Genomic DNA, 16,508 nt, shown 5'->3' on the forward strand with positions numbered 1-16,508 from the left:
GCCAATCAGCAGGAAGCGTTCAGGTTCAGGTTGGGAACGCCTAGGACTACTGGGAATGATCAAGGATGAAGTGTACAATCCTCGCGCGCAGCGCCAGCTTGCCTGCTTGCCCTAGTTGAAGAGACCTGGAACATTAGCACGAGCTCAAGAATCGCGACTGAGGCTACCAATACAGCGCAGAACATGGAAGTCTGGCTGGTGGAGCACTAGCTAGAGATCAAGAAATTCAGGAGCATCATGAGCATGTATTCAGTGACCAACCCCGCCACCGGTGTTATCGAAGCAACCTACCCAACGGCCACCGATGAGCAGATCCAGGAAGCGATCGCCAAGGCGCACAACGCCTACACCCAATGGTCGGTCTCCGCGCTGGAGGAACGCGTGGCCTTGCTGGAGCGCGTGGCAGATATCTACGAGGCGCGCGCTGAGCAACTGGCAGCGATCATCACCCGCGAAATGGGCAAGCCCATCAAGCAAGCGATGGGGGAGATCGGCATCGTAGCTGCCATCTACCGCTACTACGCCAAGAACGGACCGAAGTTCCTGGCCGACGAGGAGCTGGAAATCGCCTCGGGCGGCAAGGCGCTGGTGCGCAAGGAAGCGGTGGGTGCGTTGCTTGGCATCATGCCGTGGAACTTCCCGTACTACCAGGTGGCACGCTTCGCCGCACCGAACCTGATGAACGGCAACACCATCCTGCTCAAGCATGCGCCGCAGTGCCCGGAATCCGCCTTGGCCATGGAAGAGATCTTCAAGGAGGCGGCGGCCCCGGCGGGCGCCTACGTGAACATCTTCGCCACCAACGAGCAGGTTGCAGACATCATCGCCGACCGCCGTGTCCAAGGGGTTTCGCTGACCGGTTCCGAGCGTGCCGGTTCCGCAGTGGCGGAGATTGCCGGACGCAATCTGAAGAAGGTCGTGCTGGAATTGGGCGGATCGGATCCCTTCCTGGTCATGGACGATGCGGATATCGCCCGTACTGCAAAACTTGGGATGCGCGCCCGCTTCGGCAATACCGGCCAGGCCTGCAATGCGGCCAAGCGCTTCATCATCGATTCCTCGGTCTACGAGGACTTCTCCCAGGCTCTGGTGGAGCAGGTCTCCGGAATCAAGGTGGGAGATCCGACCCAGGCCGAGACTTTCCTGGGCCCGCTGTCTTCAGCCGCCGCGCGCGATGGCTTGGCCGCCCAGGTTCAAGACGCCATCGACAAGGGTGCCACGGTGCTGGCCGGCGGCAAGCCGGTAGAAGGCGACGGTGCGTTCTACGAGCCGACCATCCTGGCCGGAGTAACTGAGCAGATGCGTGCGTTCTCCGAGGAGCTCTTCGGTCCGGTTGCGGTGCTCTACAAGGTGGATTCCGAGGAAGAAGCGGTGGCCTTGGCCAATAACACCGATTACGGTTTGGGCGCTTCGATCCACACCAAGGATCTTGAGCGCGCAGAGCGGATCTCGCTTCAGCTGCAAAGCGGCATGGTGGCCATCAACGAGCCTTCAGCTTCCTTCCCGGAGCTGCCATTCGGCGGGGTGAAGCGCTCGGGCATCGGCCGCGAATTGGGCAAGTACGGCATGGATGAGTTCATCAACCACAAGCTGGTGAAGATCGCCGGCCGCTAGGGTATCCCTAGCGCACAAAGGCAACTGCTCCTTGGCAATCGGAACATTTTCGATTGCCAAGGAGCAGTTTTCGTTGTGGCTGGAAGCCTGGTAGCGCTTAGACGCCCAAGGATTCACGCAGGCGGCTCACGTGGCCCCGCGCTTCCACGCCGTATTCAATCTGGCTGATGGTGCCATCGGGAGCCACCACCGCGGTGGATCGCAAGGTGCCCACGAAAGTGTTGCCATTCTTGGACTTCTCGCCGTAGGAACCGTATGCCTTGGCAACCTTGCTGTCCGGGTCGGAAAGCAGCGGGAAGTTCAGCGATTCATCGTTGGCGAACTGCGCGATCTCTGCTGGCTCGTCAGGGGAAATTCCAAGCACCGAGTATCCGGCGCCGAGCAGGGAATTAATGTTGTCCCGGAAATCGCAGGCCTCAATGGTGCAGCCCGGGGTGGCAGCCTTCGGGTAGAAGTACACGATGACATTCTTGCCTGCGTAGTCTGCCAGGGAAACGGTGTCCCCGTCGGCGTTGCGCAACGAAAAGTCCGGAGCCTGATCCCCTGCGGCAAGTACGGTGGAATTTTCCGACATCTGTTCCTACTTTCGTATTGTGATATTCATATTTCATTTTATGCCTATGGTGGGGAATTATCCAGAGCCCGGGCCGCCAGTTCCACGGCAGGCCGCAGGTGCCGCTGGACTGCGATCCTCCGTAGCCGAGCCACGGATCAACAGCTAGCGGCACCTGCGGACTTGTTCCAAGCAGCGCCTCGACCAGGCGCAGCCGCTAGCGGGCTCCGGCCTTTGCCTCCAGCTTCTGCGTCCAGCGCTTGGTCATCGCCTGGATGACCGAGGCGCTGGCACCGGAGATCACCGCGAAGACCAGGACCTTGCCCGCAGCGGCCTGCTGCTGCTTGTCCGGATTGGCCAGCGAGGGCGGTTCTTCTCCTGTGGCCTTGTGCCATATCCCGGAGACGAGCTTGGCTCCGAGCCAGCCTGCGCCCAGGGAGATGAGGGTTCCGAAGATCTTTACCAGCAATTTCATGTTGTGCTCCTTGCAGTAGTTACTTTGAATCGGGTCCTTCGGCCAGATCCTCCGCTTCCCAGCGGACTTGATCCGGTTGCTTGTCATCGCGCCAGCCGCGCCAGACCGGATGGCGCAGCAGGCGCTCGCCGGTCAGCTCGCTGTAGCGCACCTCGGCCACGTACTCGGGGACGACCCAGTGGGCATCGCGCCGATGCGCCGCAGGCACGTTCTTGGCCGGTGGAGTTTGGCGTTCGATCTTCCCCAGCCGCTCGCGGATACTTGCCAGCTGCGCATCGCTGAATCCGGTGCCCACCCGGCCGGCGTATTCCAAGCCGTCCTCGCCCGGTACGGCCAGCAGCAACGAGGCCAGGCTGCGGGTGCGCGATCCCTGGCCTGCCCGCCAGCCGATCACCACCACTTCCTGGTGCAGCTGGTGCTTGATCTTGATCCAGCTGCCGCTGCGCCCTCCCAATTCGTAGGCGGAGCTGCGTTTCTTGGCCACGATGCCTTCAAGGCCCAGCTCGCTGCTGGTGGCGATGGCCTCTTCCAGGGTTCCGGTGTGGGCCGGGGGCACCTGCACGTATCGGCCATCGAGCTCCAGTCCTTCCAGCCGCTGGCGCCGCTGGCCATAGGGCACGGCAGTGAGATCCACCAGTCCGTTTTCCGCGTAGGACAGCTGCAACACGTCGAAGACCATGTACTGGATCCTGATGGCCGAGGCCAGCTTGGTGCGCTTCTTGCGCTGGTGGGACACGCGTTGCTGGAGCAGCGAGAAGTCGGGACGGCCAGAGGAATCCAGGGCTACGATTTCCCCGTCCAGGATGGCCCGCTCATCGAGCAGCGAGCCGAGCTCCTGCAGCTCGGGGAAGTCCTCGGCCAGATCATGGCCGTTGCGGCTGAGCAGCCTGGTCTTCTTATCCTGGACCACGGCTAAGGCGCGGTAGCCGTCCCATTTCATTTCATAGCTCCACTCCTCATCGCTGAAGATGTCCTTGGGCGTGCCTGGGGTGGCCAGCATGGGACGCAGTAATTCACCCGAGAGGTCCTTGACGGCTTGCTTAGGGGTGGGTTCCTGAGGGCTTGGCCCCGGGTCTCCATCGCTTGCTGCACCGGCTTCAGCCAAGTTGCCGGCTGGCTCCGGCTGGTCCTTGGCCAGCTGCAGCAGCCAATTGTCCTTATCGCCCATGCCCGTGGCCTGGATCAGCACGAACCGCCGGCCGACTCCGCCCAGCCCGCCGGAGGGGGATCCGTAGAGCACTGCAATAACTTCCTTGCCCTCGCGCCACTTCTCGATCACGCAGGTGCCCGAATCCCAGATGGAGACTTCTCCGGCCCCGTAGCTTCCCTTGGGAATGGTTCCTTCGAAGCTTCCGTAGGACAGCGGATGGTCTTCGGTCATCACGGCCAAGCGCTGGATCCCTGATTCCAAGGGGGGACCCTTGGGCACCGCCCAAGAGACCAGCACGCCCTCGTGCTCCAGCCGGAAATCCCAATGCAGCCGGCGGGCATGATGCTCCTGGATGACAAAGGAGAGCTCGGTGCTCTCTTGGCTTTCCGCGGAATCTTCTTCTGCCTGTTCAGGCACCGGTTCGGGGGTCATTGCCGCATCGCGCTTGGAGCGGTAGAGCGCCAGCCGGTCCGGTTCCTGCCGGTGCCCAGCGGCCAGTTGCGCCAGCGGCTCGATGCCATCGGCCAGCCGGTCCAGAACTTCGTGGAAGTCCAGATGCTCCAGCCCCGGTGTTTCGATTTCCTCCCAAGTCCGCGGGGCCGCGACGGTGGGACGGCTGCGGCCACGCAGCGAATACGGGCAGATGGTGGTTTTCGCGGCATTGTTCTGGCTCCAATCCAGCAGCACCTTGTTCTCGCGCAGCGAGCGCTTCATGTCGGCAACCACCAGTTGAGGATGCTCCCTTTGCAAGGAAGAAGCCAGTTCCTTGGCGACCTCGTTGACTTCATCCGAGGTGTATCTGCCATCCAGCCCGGCATAGAGGTGGATGCCCTTGGAACCGGAGGTCACCGGGAAGCTGGGCAGATCCATGCCGTCGAGGATCTCCCGGCAGATCAGCGCCACCTCGGCGCACTGGGCCAGTCCGGTCCCCGGGCCTGGGTCCAGATCCAGGACCAGCCGGTCCGGGTTGGCCGGTTCCAGCGAGGAGTCGAAGCGCCACTGGGGGACATGGATTTCCAATGCGGCAACTTGCGCCATCCAAGCCAGCACCGCTTCATTGTTGACCAGCGGATAGGTATTGGAATGGGTCTTGTGCCGCAGGTTGGCCGTAGGAATCCAGCTCGGGGCGGAGTCTTCCAGATCCTTGCGGAAGAACACCTTTCCCGGATCCACCGAGGTTCCCACCCCGTCCACCCAGCGCTTGCGGGTGGCCGGGCGCCACGCGGCATGCGGCAGCAACGCGGGGGCCACCTGCTGGAAGTAGTCCATGACTTCGCCCTTGGTGGTTCCGGTCTGCGGGTACAGGACCTTGTCCAGATTACTGACCTTCAGCGTGCGCCCTGCGACTTTGACGGTTTGCTCCTTGCGTGCCATGCGCTGTCCTTTGCTTGCCCTATGGGGCAAATCTTCCCGGGGTGCGCTTGGGAATCCAGCGTTCCTAGGAACCTTTGCGTTTCGCCCGGGTAAAACTCGATATCTCCTGCCAGAATCACCTAGAGGCTGACGCGATTGCCGAAAAGATGCTTCACTATGCCCATGCGAGCTATCTGGACTGGATCAATTGCCTTTGGACTGGTGAACGTGCCGGTCAAGGCCTACGGCGCGACCGAGGACCACGACATCGACCTGCACCAGGTCCATGACAAGGACGGCGGCCGAATCCGCTACGAGCGGCGGTGCGAAGTATGCGGAGAAAAAGTCGCCTACAAGGACCTGGACAAGGCCTTTGAGGACGGCGAGCGCACTATCGTGCTCACCGATGAGGACATGGGTGCCCTGCCGGCGGAGAAGAGCCGTGAAATCGAGGTGGTCCAGTTCGTTCCCGCCGACCAGATTGATCCGCTGATGCTGGAAAAGAGCTATTTTCTTGAGGCCGACTCCAAGTCGCCCAAGGCCTATGAGCTGCTGCGCCGGACCTTGGAGGATACCGAGCAGCTGGCGGTGGTGCGTTTCGCGCTGCGCCAGAAGACGCGCTTGGGCGTGCTGCGCGTGCGCTCCACTGTGATCGTGCTGCAGGCGGTGATGTGGGCCGATGAGCTGCGCGATGCACAGCAGGTGGCCCCGGAGAAAGCCCCGAAGATCAGCGCCCAGGAACTGAAGATGTCCGCAACCCTGGTCCAGCAGTACAGCGGGGACTTCACTCCGCAGGACTTCGAGGATGACTACCAGGTGCAGTTGCAGGCCCTGATCGAGGCGAAGATCGAGCAGGGCGAGGATCTGGATACCGAGGCCACTTTCGGAGCTGGTGAATCCGAGGAGGGGTCCGGGGATGTCATTGACCTGATGGAAGCGCTCAAGCGCAGCATCGGCGGGCGCAAGGCAAAGTCCTCCAGCCGGGCCGGCCAGTCCGGGGAGAGCGCAAAGCCTGCGGAAAAGAAACCTGTGGCCAAGAAGGAGACCGGGGCAAAGAAGCCGGCCGCGAAGAAGAAGCCGGCGGCCAAGAAGAAAACCGCGAAGGAGGCCTCCTCCTCGCCGAGCAAGAAGAAGGCCTCCGGTTCCGGGACGAAGAGCGCCTAGCGGCTCAAGGCTTGAGCACCACCTTGATGCAGGCATCCTGCTTCTTCTGGAAAGTCTCGTACATCTGCGGACCGGCCGAAAGCGGTTGCTCGTGGGTGACCAGGTCATCCAAGCCCAGCGGGTCGCCGGGATCCTCGGCCAGCGGCAGCAGGTGCTCGGTCCAGGAACGGACGTTGCACTGGCCCTGGCGGATCTGGATCTGCTTGTCGAAGAGCTTGAGCATCGGCATCGGGGTGGCGGCCCCTGCATAGACCCCGCTGATCGACAGGGTTCCGCCTCGGCGCACCGCGTCGATGGCCGAATCCAGCACGCTGGTGCGGTCCGCGGAAACATTTTCCATGGCAAGCTGCGCGGCCTTGTCCGGCAGCAGGCCGGTGGCCTGCTGGAACATGGAGGAGACCGGGGAGCCGTGGGCTTCCATGCCCACCGCATCCAGTACGGAGTCAGGTCCCCGGCCGGTGCGCCCGCGCAATTCGCCCACGGTGTCCTTGGTGAAGTCCAAGGTCTTGATGCCGTGGCGTTCGGCCATGGCCCGGCGTTCAGCCACCGGATCGATGCCCAGCACTTCGTAGCCCAGGTAGCGTCCGATGCGCGCTGCCAACTGGCCGACCGGTCCCAGCCCGTACACCGCCAGAGTGCCGTTCTCCGGGACATTCGCGTATTCCACGCCTTGCCATGCAGTTGGCAGGATGTCCGAGAGGAACAGGTAGCGGTGGTCCGGCAGCTCCTGGCCGACCTTCACCGCCCCGTAGTCGGCATGCGGCACGCGCAGGTATTCGGCCTGGCCGCCGGGGACCTGCCCGTAGAGCTCGGAATAGCCGAAGAACTGCGCGCCCTTGCCATGCTTGCGCACCTGGGTGGTTTCACACTGGGACTGCAACCCGTGCTCGCACATCCAGCAGTGTCCGCAGGAGATGTTGAACGGAATCACCACGCGGTCGCCCACCGCCAAGTTGGTGATCCCGGAACCGATCTCCTGCACGATGCCCATGGTTTCGTGCCCGAGCACGTCACCGGCATGCATATACGGGCCCAGCAGCTCGTAGAGATGCAGATCCGAGCCGCAGATGGCGGTGGAAGTGACCTTGATGATGATGTCTCCCGGGTCCTGGATCATCGGATCCGGTACATCGCTGTAGCCGATCTTGCGCTTGCCTTGCCATGTTAGTGCCTTCAAAATGCTTCTCCTTCGTTTCTCGTCCGGTAAGGTGACTGCAGATCAGTCGGTGCTGAACTGGTCGGTGTCCACGTTGCTCGGTTCCTGCTCTTCGGCCGGCTGCTCGAAAGCATCCGGATGCTCCCCGACAGTGTTCTCTTCTTGGTTCTGTTCTCCATTACGGCCCTGCTCCGGCTGCGCGCCGGGCTGGCCCGAACCGCTGGGGTGCTGTTCTTCTTTGCGGTCGTTGGAATCCATCGATGGCTCAGCTCCTGGGTTGTTCGGTTGGATGCCCCAGACCATTCCATAACCGGCAAGCGACAACAAGACCGCCGGGGTGGGCATTGCCTGTGAATCTGGAAACCCCGGAATTCCGCGGATCCAGACTGGATGCGAGCTGGTGGATCCTGCGAAGAGGCTGGATGGCCCTGCGGTCTTGGCCCAAGGTGCCTAGGGTGGGTGGCAATGTGGCCCCGGCCGGAATCAACTAGCAGCGAGGCATCCTTGAACATGGAAGAATCCCAAGCGCGCACGGTAGGCGTGATTGCCGATCCTGGCATTGCGCATGCCGTGGCCAATAAGGTGAGCCAACGTCTGGAATCGGTGCTGGAGAAACTGCACGGACACGGTTCCGAATGGAATGTGGAAGTTGCTCCCTTCTCTTTGCCGTTGGGCGAATCAGGACGCGTGGTGCTAAACGACCATGTGCCCAAGCTGCGCCAGAAACACGGATGGGATTTCATCATCTACCTCACCGATGCGCCGCACTACGTGCAGCGCCGTCCGGTGCGCACCGTCATTTCCCCTGCAGAGGGTTCAGCGGTGCTTTCCATGCCCAGCCTGGGACTAGCCCGTCCGCGCACGGTCGCCAAGGAACTGACCGAATTGGTCAGGGAACTGGCCACCGGACGCCAGCCTGCTCCGCCGCCCACACCGCTGGGACGGGCCATGAGCGTGCACGCCAGCAGAGAAGACTTGGAAAACGAGCACAACCGGATCAACAGCATCGAGGGCCTGCGCGGGCGGCTGCTGCTGATCGCCGGGATGGTGCGCAGCAACAGGCCATGGAAACTGGTCCCCAGGCTCTCCTCGGCGATGGCCGGCGCAGTGGCCACCGGTGCCTTCGGCGTATTCTACACCAGCATCTGGTCCATGGCCGACTACCTGCCCAACCGCAGGCTGGTGATGATCACAGTAGCCAGCATCCTGATCCTCACCTTGTGGCTGCTGCTGCATAACCGGCTGTGGGAAAAGCCCAAGGGCCACCGCCGCCGCGAGCGGATCGTGGTTTACAACGTGGCCACAGTGCTCACCGTCGGGTTCGCAGCCACCGCCATGTACCTGCTGATGTTCCTGGCGCTGCTGGCAGGATCACTGATTGTCATTGACCAGGAATACCTTGCCTACCAGCTGCGCCACGACGTCACGCTGGCCGAATACATTAACCTTGCGTGGCTGGCGTCATCGTTGGGCACCATGGGCGGCGCCATCGGATCCAGCTTCGATGAAGTGAAGGAAGTCCAGCGTGCCACCTTCAGCCAGCGCGAATACGAGCGGCGGAATATGGAATTCATCATCAGCAAGGATGACGATCAGTAATCCTCGGATGAGCGCTTTATTCCAATGCGCCTCCAGCGGCCCGGAACCTGCCCCTGTGCTGGATGCACGGTTGGGGCAGGCTCCCGGTAATGCAGGAGGATCCGTCTACGGCTGGTTCTTGCCGCCGTTCACGTGCACCGTTGAACCGACGACATAGGATGCCTCGTCGCTGGCCAAGAACACATAGGCCGGGGCGAGTTCCACCGGCTGCCCGGCCCGGCCCAGCCAGGTATCGTGGCCGAACTTCGGCAGCGCCTCGATGGGCTGGCCGTCGGAGGGCTGCAGCGGAGTCCAAATAGGACCGGGCGCCACGGCGTTGACCCGGATGCCCTTCTTCGCCGCCTGGGAAGCCAGCGATTTGGTGAAGTTGCTGATAGCGCCCTTGGTCGCGGCATAGTCCATCAGATGATCCGAGGGATCAAAAGCCTGGATGGACGTGGTGTTGATGATGGAACCACCCTCGGGAATCACCTGCAAAGCCGCCCGGCTCAGCGCGAACATCGCGAAGATGTTCACGTCGAAGGTCGCCTCGATCTGTTCATCACTCAGGTCTTCCAAGGACTCGACGCTGATCTGCTTGCCGGCATTGTTCACCAGGATATCCAGACCGTCCAGCGCGGCCACCGCCTCATCAATCAATGAATCGCGGTAGTTGCGGTCGCGCAGGTCCCCAGGCAGCAGGTGCACTTCAACTCCCGCATCTTCCAGGACCCCGGCGATGGCATCTGCATCAGGCTGTTCGGAAGGCAGATAGGCCAAGGCCACCTTGGCGCCTTCCCTCGCGAAGGCGATGGCAACCGCAGCCCCGATGCCCGAATCGCCGCCGGTGATCAGTGCGCGCTTGCCGGTCAGCCGGTCCCTGCCCTTGTAGCTGCGCTCGCCGTGATCTGCCTTGGGCCGCAATTCCTGGTCCAGGCCCGGTTCGGGCTGGCGCTGCTCGGGAGGGCTGATCTTTTCCTTGCCAGCGCGCTCTTGCTGTCCGCTGCCCGATGCTCCGTCCGGGGCCGTCTCTTGGCCGGCGGAATGGTGGGAATTATTCTCTGCCATGATTTTCCTCCTGCTGTTGCCGGAAGGACGCCGGGGCGGAGCCGCCAGCGGCGTCCAGGATGCTTCCAGTGTTCGCCTGAATGCGGCGCAGGTGAATCGCGTGCGGCGGTTTTGGCGGCAACGGCCAGCCTCCTTCGGGCAAGGATCCAGTTTCATGCACCGGCAATGGAACTGTGCTAGCGCAGGAGTCTGGGATTCAGCGCAGAATCTTGGCGCCACCCTGTTGCCGCATCAAGCACCGGGCTACCGTGGGGCGCAGAAGGCCACTTATGCCGGCGGATTGAGAGCCGGACGAGCGCACGGGAGAGGAGAGAAATGGCAGGCAAGGAGAGCAGCCGGATCAAGGACGAAGAACTCTACGAGGAACTGCGCGATGAGGGGAACTCCAAGCAGAAGTCCGCACGCATCGCCAATGCCGCTGCCCGCGATGGTCGTTCGGCCGTGGGAAAGCGCGGCGGCAAAGCCGGGGACTACGAGGACTGGAACGTCGAGCAGCTGCGAGACCGGGCCAGGGAAATCGGCGTCGAAGGCCGATCCAAGATGCGCAAGGCAGAGCTGATCAAGGCCCTGCGGAATTCATAGCCCACCGCCCGAGAACAGGAGATCGGTAATGGAAGACCGCAAGAACGAAGAGAACCCGGCCCGCACGGCCGAACCTGGCCAGGAAGCCCAGCCCGGAGACGAGCGCGTAGCCCGTCGAGGCGAGATCAAGAAGAACACCGAAGAACGGTCAGAGGAAAACGAAGAACGCTACGACGCGGGATGAACCCGATCATCTGCGAAAGGAAATGCCATGACTGGAAACCCGGCAAGAGCTGATCGAAAGCGCCGCCCCGGCATCTGGCTGATGGTTATCGGTGGCCTGCTGGCCATCGGCTTCTCCATCTATGCGGTGCTGGCCGCCCCGGACAGCACCTCCGGCCCCATGTGGATTGTTGCCGGTTGGGGTGCTCTGGTCTTCCTGTACGGTCTGTACCGGGTGATCCGCGGACCCAGCACGCTGGATGATCCGCACGGCGGTACCGACGCCAACGGCAGATAGCGCAGGGACACGAAGGAGCTGGCGGGAAAACGAATAGTTTTCCCGCCAGCTCCGTTATTTTGCGTCGGCTCGGACGAGGCTATTCCTGGGAAATCGACTCCACCAGGTTGCCGGTGCCCTGCGCATCGTAGTAGCGGGCGATATCCGCCTGGGCAAGCATTCCCACCAGTTCATGGCCGTCGATGACCGGCAGCCTGCGCACCCGGTGCTCCTGCATGGTGCGGATTGCTTCTTCCACCGAATCGTCAGCCCCGATGGTGACCGGCTTTCCTTGCGCGTAGTCCGCCACCTTGGTGCTGGAAGTGGCCACGCCCTCGGCCACGCAGTTGATGACAATGTCGCGGTCGGTGATAGTGCCGGCCAGCCGGTCGTCCTTTCCGCAAATCGGCAGCATGCCCACCCCCAGGTCCTTCATCATCTGGGCGGCGACCTGGATGGAATCCTGCTCCTTGACGCACTTGGCCGGTGTGCTCATCAGCTCTCTGGCTGCAACCATGATGGTGCTCCTTTCGCGTGTTCCTGCTTGGGGCACAACCCACGCTCCCCGGGCGGAGCTCGGGCTTCAACCATTGCCAGCGACCTCGCAGGTGGCAGGCCGCGAACCTGACAACAACCGATTAAGCATGTACTGGGCAGGGGTCCAGCTGGTAGATGGTAGATGACCGACGCAAAGCGATTTGGAAGGACGAGGATCATGGGATTCATTGACAAGGCCAAGGAAGCCATTGCGAACGCCACCGAGCGGATCAAGGACCCGGATCAGAATCTGGTGGAGAATACCTGGCCGCTGGGACAGCCCGACGATGAGCACATTCCGCACGACGATATGGATGCCTCCGAGCTGGAGGACGCTCCGCAAGCCGAGGACCCGGCCATCGGCACCGATCCGGATATGGACGTGGATGGCGAAGACCAGTACAGCGATGAGCCCGAGACGCGCTAGCCGCAGGGCAAACCGATTCCAGGAGGCAACCGATGCAAACCTGCGATACCTGTGGGAATGGAACTGAACCGCTGTTCTCGATCACCAAGGGCACACGCACGGGAAACTACGACAGCTTCGAATGCGCCATCCATGGCATGGCTGAACGATGTGCGCACTGCCAGTGCGCCATCTTGGGCCACGAGGTGCGCCACGAGCAGCTGGCGTATTGCTGCCAGCATTGCGCGGAATGCGATTGAGCCTTGAACCAGACATCTTCCACCAGCGACTTCAGCAATCCGGCGCTGCTGCTGATCGACCTGCAAGTCGGCTTCTTCAAAGACCCCGCGTTGGCAAGAAGCAGGCAGCAGGTGGCAGCCAACTGCAACCGGCTGGCAGCGGCCGCCAACGCAGCGGGCATCCCGGTGATCAGCGTGCGCACGGTGCACAAGGAAGACAGGTCAACTTGGACACTGAAGATGCTGGAGGATGGGCAGGGCTACCTGTTCGAGGGAACCAGCAGCGCCGCGTATTTGCCTGAACTGCTGCTGAACGGTGCCATCGAGGTGATCAAGCGCCGGGACAGCGCCTTTTGGAACACCGGGCTGGGCGATCTGCTGCTGGTCCGCCGGGCCAACTCCCTGGTGATTGCCGGGGTCTCCACGGATACCTGCATTTCCGCAACGGCAGCGGACGCCTTCGCAACGAACCTTCCCGTTGCGGTGGCTAGGGATGCAACCGCAAGCGGGGATCCGGATTTCGAATCCTCCACGCTGGAATTCATGCGCAAGCAGCACCGGCAGAAGCTGCTGGAAACCAACCACATAATTTCCCAATGGGAATCGGAAAAGGAGTAATCATGTCACTGAATAATTCGGAATTCGAGGATGTGCGCCGGGACCGCGATGCGGATGAACCGATGGATGGGCGAGATGGCCAGCCAGCCCCCGGCACCCCGGATGCACCGCAGGGCGATGGCGGCGAAGACCCGCTGCACGGCGTCCAGCAGATACTGGAGCAAAACGACGAAGAATCACTGGCGCTGAATCCCGAAACCCTGCTGTCTGAGCCTGATGGCAGGCAGGGAGCTGCGGATGAGAGCGAGCTTGCGGCCTACGCCGAAGAGCTGGAACAGGAACCGGACGCCAACCTGCCGGACCAGCGGCAGGACCCCGATCAGCAATAGTCCCCGGAGCATGGGCCACGCCCCCGGTATCCGGCCGGGGCGCAGGCTCATTGCTGGGATTGCGCCTCGTGGGTGAAGAACGAAACCTTGCCGTTTCCTTCCAGGATCGCCAACCGGATGGAATTGTAGTCCTCGATGCCGGCCAGCCGGGCAAGCATGCTCAGCTCATCGAGTCCGATGCGCTCGGCATGCAGGGCCTTGCGGTCGATGCTCCCATCGCGAATCAGCACGATGGGCCGGCCTTGGGTCAGCTTGCCGATCTTCGGCCAGCGCATGTTGGCATAGGCCAGGATGGCCGCCAGCAGCACCATGGTGAATGCGGCCAGCAGGTTGCCCAGCAGCGAGCGGTCCTCCATGGTGATGCCTTGCTGCACCAGATCGCCCATGACCACGAAGAGCACCAGTTCGAATGAGGACAGCTCGCCCAAGGTGGAGCGGCCCGCGGCGCGGGTCACCAGCCACAGCACAATGAATGCGATCGCAGCGCGGATGACAATATCCATTTATGGCATCCTCCATGTTCTGATATCGGCAGACAGCGTGGAACCGCCGACTTCCACTGCCACCTGTCCATCGGTTCTCGGAGCCCAGTCATCGGCGGCGCGCCCCTTGAAGTGGAAGACCGCATGGCGGGCTCCTGGCTGCGCGGACAGCTCGAAGGCGACGGCCCCCTGCCGTCCGTTGCTTTGCGACTGCGCTTCGGGAAGCACCGCGAAGTCCTCGAAGAAATCCAAGTACTCCTGTGAGATGGAAATTTCCACCGTTTCGGGCAGCGGTTGCGCAGAAGTGATCGAGATGGCCAGGTCCATCTCGTTGCCCGCACGAACAGTGCCAGGGAAATCGATGTCCATCTGCAGCTGGCCGTTGTCAACGGATGCGGAGCGCTCCTGCTCGAAAATCCCGAAGCCCGCCGCGATCACGAGGGCGGCAACCACCGCAAGGGTGATCAGGCTCAGCAGCCTGCGCCACCTGTTGGCACTTTCTGGAACGACGTCGTCCAAGGTGGAGTCGTTGACTTCTGCCTGGAAGATATTGACCATGTGAGCTCCTTCGACCCAATGGATTCGAGACTATCCGCGTCTGTGCACCAGTGGCACTGGCATCGCAGAAGTTCACAGGATTCGAGCAGGATGCGATGCGCGGCCCGGGTCTGCTTTGAATTGCCGCCAAGGTCTTGAACCAGCAGGTGGCCGGTGGCACAGTTGCCGTCGAAAGGGGATAACCATGAGCGACACAGATATTCTCAGCAACCAGCAGCTGCATGACTACCTGGAGGAGCTGCCGCATTGGCGCGAAATTCCAGGAGCCATCGCGGCCGTGTTCCAGACCAAGACTTCCGCCGCGGCCATTGAGCTGTTCAGCGATATCGCCGGAGCCGCGGAAATGGATAACCACCACCCGGATGTGGACTGGCGCTATAACCGCCTCTTCGTCTCCACGACCTCCCATGATGCCGGTGGAGCCATCACTGCCCGGGATATCGCGCTGGCTTCCAAGATTTCCGAGCGGGCCGAAGCGTTGGGAGCCGAACCGCGGGTGGACCTGATCGGTGCGGTGGAAATCGGCATCGATACCGATGACCCCGCGGCCATTGCCGCGCAATGGGCTGCCGGGCTGGGGTACAAGGTGCAAGAAGATGGCAGCCTGGCGGACCCGGATCACCGGAAGCCGGCCATCTGGTTCCAGCAGACGGCGACCCCGAATGAGAACCGGCTTCACCTGGATATCTGGAACCCCTATTCCGAAAGCGCAAAGGTGCTGGACGCGCTCAAGGAGCAGGGCGTCGCGATCGATGAGCAGTATGCGCCGGGATTCTACGTGGCCACGGACCGGCAAGGGAACCGCTTTTGCATCTGCACCGAAGAGGACCGCTGAGCCAGAAGCCTTGCTTCATGTTCTGGACTGAGTCCCCGCCGATGGATAAGTTGAAGATTGAACTGTACCTTGAGTGCCCGCCGCACCGGCGGGTGCCGGTGCCAGGGCCTGAAAGGAACGAAAAATGAGTGCTGTACAGAAAATTATCGATTCCCTCCATGAGCAGCTGCCCTGGCAGAGCGAGATCTACCAGCATTTCCACCGGCATCCCGAGCTGGGACTGGAAGAACATGACACCTCCGCACGGATCGCCTCGGAGCTCGGTGCCCTGGGCTATGAGATCCACAAGATCGGCGGCACCGGAATCGTGGGCGTGCTGGCCAACGGCCAAGGACCTGCAGTGCTGGCACGCGCCGACATCGACGCACTGCCGGTCACCGAGAATACCGGTCTGGACTACTCATCCACCGTCGAAGGCGTGATGCATGCCTGCGGCCACGACATGCACATCGCTACCCTCTTGGGCGCAGCGCGCTTGCTCTCCGAACACAAGGACGCCTGGACCGGAACCCATATCGCGCTCTTCCAGCCAGCCGAGGAAACCGCCGCAGGAGCCAAGGCAATGGTGGCCGACGGACTGGTGGAGAAGATCCCCAAGCCCGTGGTGGCCTTGGCCCAGCACGTGATGCCGGTGGAAGCCGGGAAAATCGGCACCACCGCAGGACCGATCCTCTCCGCCGGGGACAGCCTGCGCATCACCGTCTACGGGCGCGGAGCCCACGGCTCGATGCCGCACAACTCCGTGGACCCGGTGGTGCTGGCCTCATCCATCGTGCTCAAGCTGCAGACCATCGTTTCGCGTGAAACCCGGCCTGGGCAGTTCGCCGTGCTTACCGTGGGCGCAGTGAACGCCGGCAGCACCGCGAACATCATCCCGGACCGGGCCCAGCTGCTGCTGAACATCCGCACCTACGATCCGGCATTGCGCCAGCACGTCATCGACTCCATCGAACGCATCGTTCGCGGCGAATGCGCCGCGGCCGGCTCGCCGCAGGAACCGGACTTCAAGTTCTACGACCAGTTCCCGCTGACCAGCAATGACGCGGCGTCCAACGGGAAGGTCACCAAGGCTTTTGAAGAGCATTTCGCCGAAGGGCAGGTCTACCAGACCGACCCGGCCACCGCCTCGGAAGACTTCAGCACCATTCCCGATGCCTTTGGCGTCCCGTACGTCTACTGGACTGTGGGCTGCGCCGATCCAAAGACCTACCAGGCGGCGCTCGCCGAAGGAACTGTCGCCTCGAAGATCCCGGCAAACCACTCGCCATTCTTCGCTCCGGTCATCAACCCGACATTGGAAACCGCGACCCGCACCCAGGTGGTGGCCGCGCTGGCCTACCTGGGCCACGGCGCACAAGGATAAGGGGCAGGA

Annotated in this window: 20 protein-coding genes; 11 read left to right on the plus strand and 9 right to left on the minus strand. The window is 62.3% G+C overall.

Annotation, left to right across the window (positions count from 1 at the left end):
• The first annotated feature begins 237 nt into the window (after nt 1-237).
• Nucleotides 238-1,614 carry an NAD-dependent succinate-semialdehyde dehydrogenase gene (locus AB4Y71_RS01990; protein ID WP_441717596.1) on the plus strand — a complete coding sequence of 459 codons (1,377 nt, stop codon included), beginning with the start codon at nt 238-240 and terminating at the stop codon, nt 1,612-1,614.
• A 97-nt stretch (nt 1,615-1,711) separates the two neighbouring features.
• Here AB4Y71_RS01990 and bcp read toward each other — a convergent pair whose 3' ends face one another.
• The 3 genes from bcp to AB4Y71_RS02005 all read right to left on the minus strand — a co-directional run bounded on the left by bcp (nt 1,712) and on the right by AB4Y71_RS02005 (nt 5,166).
• Nucleotides 1,712-2,188, minus strand: a complete 477-nt coding sequence (gene bcp, locus AB4Y71_RS01995) for a thioredoxin-dependent thiol peroxidase (protein ID WP_013350432.1) — start codon at nt 2,186-2,188, stop codon at nt 1,712-1,714.
• A gap of 196 nt (nt 2,189-2,384) precedes the next feature.
• Nucleotides 2,385-2,642, minus strand: a complete 258-nt coding sequence (locus AB4Y71_RS02000) for a DUF4235 domain-containing protein (protein WP_102599216.1) — start codon at nt 2,640-2,642, stop codon at nt 2,385-2,387.
• A 19-nt stretch (nt 2,643-2,661) separates the two neighbouring features.
• Complete coding sequence (locus tag AB4Y71_RS02005) at nt 2,662-5,166, minus strand: ATP-dependent DNA ligase (protein WP_441717598.1); 2,505 nt, start codon at nt 5,164-5,166, stop codon at nt 2,662-2,664.
• A gap of 156 nt (nt 5,167-5,322) precedes the next feature.
• On the opposite strand from AB4Y71_RS02005, the gene ku reads away from it, so the two are divergent.
• The gene (ku, locus tag AB4Y71_RS02010; RefSeq protein WP_441717599.1) at nt 5,323-6,309 is read left to right on the plus strand and encodes a non-homologous end joining protein Ku; all 987 of its coding nucleotides are present in this window, start codon (nt 5,323-5,325) and stop codon (nt 6,307-6,309) included.
• A gap of 4 nt (nt 6,310-6,313) precedes the next feature.
• On the opposite strand, the gene AB4Y71_RS02015 is transcribed toward ku, so the two are convergent.
• Together AB4Y71_RS02015 and AB4Y71_RS02020 are read right to left on the minus strand one after the other, a co-directional pair.
• Nucleotides 6,314-7,486 (minus strand): alcohol dehydrogenase catalytic domain-containing protein, encoded by a 1,173-nt coding sequence (locus AB4Y71_RS02015; RefSeq protein ID WP_441717600.1) that lies wholly within the window; start codon nt 7,484-7,486, stop codon nt 6,314-6,316.
• Between the two features lie 42 nt (nt 7,487-7,528).
• Complete coding sequence (locus AB4Y71_RS02020; protein ID WP_441717601.1) at nt 7,529-7,810, minus strand: hypothetical protein; 282 nt, start codon at nt 7,808-7,810, stop codon at nt 7,529-7,531.
• 165 nt (nt 7,811-7,975) lie between these two features.
• On the opposite strand from AB4Y71_RS02020, the gene AB4Y71_RS02025 reads away from it, so the two are divergent.
• Entirely contained in the window at nt 7,976-9,064 is a 1,089-nt protein-coding gene (locus AB4Y71_RS02025; RefSeq protein WP_441717603.1) for a hypothetical protein, read from the plus strand.
• Between the two features lie 105 nt (nt 9,065-9,169).
• Here AB4Y71_RS02025 and AB4Y71_RS02030 read toward each other — a convergent pair whose 3' ends face one another.
• Nucleotides 9,170-10,111: an SDR family oxidoreductase gene (locus tag AB4Y71_RS02030; RefSeq protein WP_441717605.1), complete on the minus strand. Its 942-nt coding sequence runs from the start codon at nt 10,109-10,111 to the stop codon at nt 9,170-9,172.
• A 315-nt stretch (nt 10,112-10,426) separates the two neighbouring features.
• Here AB4Y71_RS02030 and AB4Y71_RS02035 point away from each other — a divergent pair, with 315 nt between their 5' ends.
• The 3 genes from AB4Y71_RS02035 to AB4Y71_RS02045 are packed head-to-tail and all read left to right on the plus strand — an operon-like array spanning nt 10,427 to nt 11,153.
• Nucleotides 10,427-10,693 carry a DUF7218 family protein gene (locus AB4Y71_RS02035; RefSeq protein ID WP_441717606.1) on the plus strand — a complete coding sequence of 89 codons (267 nt, stop codon included), beginning with the start codon at nt 10,427-10,429 and terminating at the stop codon, nt 10,691-10,693.
• Nucleotides 10,694-10,721: 28 nt separating this feature from the next.
• Complete coding sequence (locus tag AB4Y71_RS02040) at nt 10,722-10,877, plus strand: hypothetical protein (protein WP_441717607.1); 156 nt, start codon at nt 10,722-10,724, stop codon at nt 10,875-10,877.
• A gap of 27 nt (nt 10,878-10,904) precedes the next feature.
• The gene (locus AB4Y71_RS02045; RefSeq protein WP_441717608.1) at nt 10,905-11,153 is read left to right on the plus strand and encodes a hypothetical protein; all 249 of its coding nucleotides are present in this window, start codon (nt 10,905-10,907) and stop codon (nt 11,151-11,153) included.
• 79 nt (nt 11,154-11,232) lie between these two features.
• Here the strand turns inward: AB4Y71_RS02045 and AB4Y71_RS02050 are convergent, their stop codons facing one another.
• Entirely contained in the window at nt 11,233-11,649 is a 417-nt protein-coding gene (locus AB4Y71_RS02050; RefSeq protein WP_441717609.1) for a CBS domain-containing protein, read from the minus strand.
• A 198-nt stretch (nt 11,650-11,847) separates the two neighbouring features.
• On the opposite strand from AB4Y71_RS02050, the gene AB4Y71_RS02055 reads away from it, so the two are divergent.
• From AB4Y71_RS02055 to AB4Y71_RS02065, 3 genes are all read left to right on the plus strand, one after another.
• A complete protein-coding gene (locus tag AB4Y71_RS02055) occupies nt 11,848-12,096 on the plus strand; it encodes a hypothetical protein (RefSeq protein ID WP_441717610.1) in 249 nt (82 codons plus the stop codon).
• A 242-nt stretch (nt 12,097-12,338) separates the two neighbouring features.
• Nucleotides 12,339-12,932, plus strand: coding sequence for a cysteine hydrolase family protein (locus AB4Y71_RS02060; protein WP_441717611.1), 594 nt, complete (start codon nt 12,339-12,341; stop codon nt 12,930-12,932).
• A 2-nt stretch (nt 12,933-12,934) separates the two neighbouring features.
• Nucleotides 12,935-13,261, plus strand: a complete 327-nt coding sequence (locus AB4Y71_RS02065) for a hypothetical protein (protein ID WP_441717613.1) — start codon at nt 12,935-12,937, stop codon at nt 13,259-13,261.
• 47 nt (nt 13,262-13,308) lie between these two features.
• Here AB4Y71_RS02065 and AB4Y71_RS02070 read toward each other — a convergent pair whose 3' ends face one another.
• Nucleotides 13,309-13,764, minus strand: coding sequence for a DUF421 domain-containing protein (locus AB4Y71_RS02070; RefSeq protein ID WP_441717614.1), 456 nt, complete (start codon nt 13,762-13,764; stop codon nt 13,309-13,311).
• Nucleotides 13,765-14,301 carry a hypothetical protein gene (locus tag AB4Y71_RS02075; RefSeq protein ID WP_441717616.1) on the minus strand — a complete coding sequence of 179 codons (537 nt, stop codon included), beginning with the start codon at nt 14,299-14,301 and terminating at the stop codon, nt 13,765-13,767. It lies immediately after the preceding gene.
• A 184-nt stretch (nt 14,302-14,485) separates the two neighbouring features.
• Between AB4Y71_RS02075 and AB4Y71_RS02080 the strand changes: the two genes are divergently transcribed.
• On the plus strand, nt 14,486-15,136 hold the full coding sequence (locus tag AB4Y71_RS02080) for a 4a-hydroxytetrahydrobiopterin dehydratase (protein ID WP_441717617.1): 651 nt from the start codon (nt 14,486-14,488) through the stop codon (nt 15,134-15,136).
• Between the two features lie 124 nt (nt 15,137-15,260).
• A complete protein-coding gene (locus AB4Y71_RS02085) occupies nt 15,261-16,499 on the plus strand; it encodes an amidohydrolase (RefSeq protein ID WP_441717619.1) in 1,239 nt (412 codons plus the stop codon).
• Nucleotides 16,500-16,508: the final 9 nt, after the last annotated feature.

Source organism: Glutamicibacter sp. MCAF14 (assembly GCF_052114325.1).
In the GTDB taxonomy this organism is placed as follows: Bacteria; Actinomycetota; Actinomycetes; order Actinomycetales; family Micrococcaceae; genus Glutamicibacter; species Glutamicibacter arilaitensis.